Here is a 3,085-nt window from a genome sequence, read left to right on the forward strand (position 1 = left end):
CCCCCGCCGTAACGGTATGAATGGTCCCCCGCAGTAACGTCCCCGTCAGCAACTCCCCCACGTCATGCGCCAGAAACGGCCCCCCCGGAAGAGCCCTCTCCATCCGGCTCCACAAAGCGGGCCGCAACGCGGGCCAATACTGCATCTGCAACGCCCCCACCGCCGCCACCACCGCGCCAACCGGCCCCGCCCGCCGCTCGAGCAGCCCCTGCCTGGCCAGCAGCGCCCGATTCAACGCCCGCTCATCCATCACGCTCACACCCATCCGCGCAGAATAGGCCGCCCCACCGACAGAACCAGCACCCTGTGCCGAACCGGCTCGCTCGGCATCGCCTACGTCGAACGGGACAGCCAAGAGGTCCTGGCGTAACCCCGCAGCACCGCAGTCCAGCCAGCCGCCGGTGCGCGGCGCCGACTCGACGAGCCGACCCCTCGAGCACGACCCCAACGCGCTGGCGGTAGTTCTCTTCTCGCTGCCCGCTTGGCACAGGTGAGGCGAGGAACACCGCCAGCGTGAACGGCGTCGGATAGCAGCGGGGCTACCCACTGACTGGCTCTTTCTGGTCGGTGTGTTAATTCGCTGGGGCGTGGATTCGGTAGAGGACGTGTCTGCGCTGGCGGCTGTTGTCGGGCAATGCCGGGTGATCGAAGTCGTCGGCGGGGTCGTGGGTCATGCCGATGCGGCGCATGACCGCGCGAGAGCGGATGTTCTCCGCGGCCGTGAAGGAGATGATCTCCCGCAGGCCGTGCCGCTGGAAGCCTTCCGCCAGGACGGCGCGGGCCGCCTCGCTCGCGTAGCCGTACCCCCACGCGGAGCGGGCCAGTCGCCAGCCGATCTCCACACCGGGCCGGAAGCCGGGCACCGCCAGGCCGGTGAAGCCGATGAACTCGCCGGTGGCGGCGACCTCCACCGCCCATAGGCCGAACCCGCGCGCCTCGAATCCGGCTTCGATCCTGTCCACCAGCAGGTCGCTCTCCTCGCGGATCAACCTGGCGGGGAAGTGCTCCATGACCTCAGGATCGGCGTTCAGCGCGGCGAACGGCTCACGATCAACGTCCCGCCAGCGCCGCAGGATCAACCGCTCAGTCGAAAAGACCATGACCCTATTGTCGTTCACTACGCCCCACATGTCATTTGAGACAGCCACAAAAGGGATTACTAACCAGGAAACGGACTCCAAATCGCCGGTTACCACCACCCTCGGACCATGCGCCCGACCGGGGCACACCAGCACAAACCCACCCACCGGTCCATCGAAACCGCTGACCCGGGACACCATCTGTCCCATTGGGTCCTGGCCGGAACACCGTCCGTCCGATTGAGGTCCCGGTCGGAACACCATCCGTCCGATTGAGGTCCCGGCCGGAACACCATCCGTCCCATTGAGGTCCCGGCCGGGACATCATTCCCTCCGTCCCAGAGACCTCTGGCCTGGGCATCCTCTGTTCCGTTGAAGCCGGTTGTCTGGCATCTTCGTGATCACGAAGGAGGAGGGGCAGTGGATGTGAAGGCGCAGGGGGTGCTTGGCCGGAGCCAGGCAGCGCTCGCGCGCCCAAACCGGGGGTCGTGAAACGCCGCTACCGGGATGTCGTGCGGGAACAAGGGGTCGGACCGTGTGGTTAACTACATATGCCGGTGTGGATGTGTCCCCCGGGCCGCATTTACCGCCTTCACGGAATACCGTTCGGCTGGAGCCGTGTTGTGCATCTCGCCGAGGAGGCGACCACCACACCGGCCTGAACGTTTGGAGTGCCTCGCCCTCGGGCGGGGCATTCTGCGCTTAACCCCGCAGCCTGCTCGACCCTCCATCCACCTGGATCGCAGGGTGAGAAACTCGGCCAGCCGCAGCGGCCGAACCCCGGATCGGCGCAAGGTCCATCGGCCACAGCCGGGAAAGACAGCGGGCGTCCGTGTCGACTCTCGTCCACAGCATCCGAAGGGCCAGATGTACGGCCGTGAGCACGGCATCCTCGGTGCTGTGGATACATTCGCCGCCCAGGGATTGCACGCTCTCGCCGACCCCGACTATGAGGACGCTCCCAGGGCGGGGTGGGACGACCCCGTGCCGTGGCTTTCGTACGGGTGTCACGCTCGCGGCGGCACCGCCGAGGATCTGGTCGAATTGCTCGATTCGCGGGTGGTCGTGGTGGCCCAGGATGCGCATGGCGCTGCGGGAGGCCAGGGCTGGAGGTCGCTCGGGAAGTGCCGGAGCAACCCGATGCAGGCGGTCGAGGGTGCTGTCCGAGCGGAGGGCGGTCAGTCCTCGTGGGTCACCGTCGAGCCTCGATGACTCGTCAGTCTGCGTAACGCGGTTACTCAGGTGGGGCCTGAGCAGTCGCGCAAGATGGCATCTCCTGGGGATGGCGAAGCGACAACGACGATCTTTTGCTTTCGTGTCAAGGGATCATCCTGGTGGATCAGCCTGCCTCGGTGAGGATCAACGTGTGGGGAACTACGCTTGATCTGGTCGCCTAGCGGAGGAGTATCTGTGTTCTACCGTGTCGCCAAGTTTCTCAGCGTTCCCGCGGTTCATCTGGTGTGGCGGCCGAGGGTCGAGGGGCTGGGGCATGTGCCCGAGCAAGGGCCGGCGATTCTGGCGTCGAATCACCTTTCTGTGCTCGACTCGTTCTTTCTTCCCGCGTTGCTGTCGCGGCGCGTGACGTTCGTGGCCAAGAACGAGTACTTCACGACGGGGAATCCGATCACGCGCATGATCATGCAGGGGAATCTGGCCATAGACCGGGACAGCGCGGGGGCGGCGCAGGAGATGCTCGACGCGGCGGCGGGGGTTCTGAAGGCGGGCGAACTGTTCGGCATCTACCCGGAAGGGACGCGATCGCCGGACGGGCGGCTGTACAAGGGCAAGATCGGCGTGGCGTGGCTGACGTTGACGACGGGGGCGCCAGTACTACCGGTGGCAATGCTGGGAACCGAGCGCGTTCTGCCGCTTGGTGCGTCGGTGCCGCGAATCCACCGCATCGGGGTACGGATCGGCGAACCCATGACATTCACCGGCGACCCCGGCCGAGCCCGCGACCGGCGACAGGTCACCGACGAGGTCATGGCGGCCATCCAGCGGCTCTC

Annotated in this window: 3 protein-coding genes and 1 pseudogene; 2 read left to right on the forward strand and 2 right to left on the reverse strand. The window is 66.3% G+C overall.

From position 1 onward, the window contains the following. Positions 1–265, reverse strand: a pseudogene (locus Aple_RS52570) (winged helix DNA-binding domain-containing protein); the annotation flags it as partial. Between the two features lie 307 nt (positions 266–572). Beyond that, complete coding sequence (locus tag Aple_RS46350; protein ID WP_155351178.1) at positions 573–1,100, reverse strand: GNAT family N-acetyltransferase; 528 nt, start codon at positions 1,098–1,100, stop codon at positions 573–575. A gap of 879 nt (positions 1,101–1,979) precedes the next feature. On the opposite strand from Aple_RS46350, the gene Aple_RS46355 reads away from it, so the two are divergent. Together Aple_RS46355 and Aple_RS46360 are read left to right on the forward strand one after the other, a co-directional pair. Further along, a complete protein-coding gene (locus Aple_RS46355; RefSeq protein ID WP_155351179.1) occupies positions 1,980–2,291 on the forward strand; it encodes a hypothetical protein in 312 nt (103 codons plus the stop codon). Between the two features lie 198 nt (positions 2,292–2,489). Then, positions 2,490–3,085 (forward strand): lysophospholipid acyltransferase family protein (locus Aple_RS46360; protein WP_155351185.1); only part of this gene is annotated, 596 nt, incomplete at its 3' end.

This window comes from Acrocarpospora pleiomorpha, assembly GCF_009687885.1.
GTDB lineage: Bacteria > Actinomycetota > Actinomycetes > Streptosporangiales > Streptosporangiaceae > Acrocarpospora > Acrocarpospora pleiomorpha.

Excerpts from the sequence above, each read along its gene's own strand:
- Aple_RS46350 (WP_155351178.1), bottom strand. The coding sequence starts at position 1,100 with ATGGTCTTTTCGACTGAGCGGTTGATCCTGCGGCGCTGGCGGGACGTT.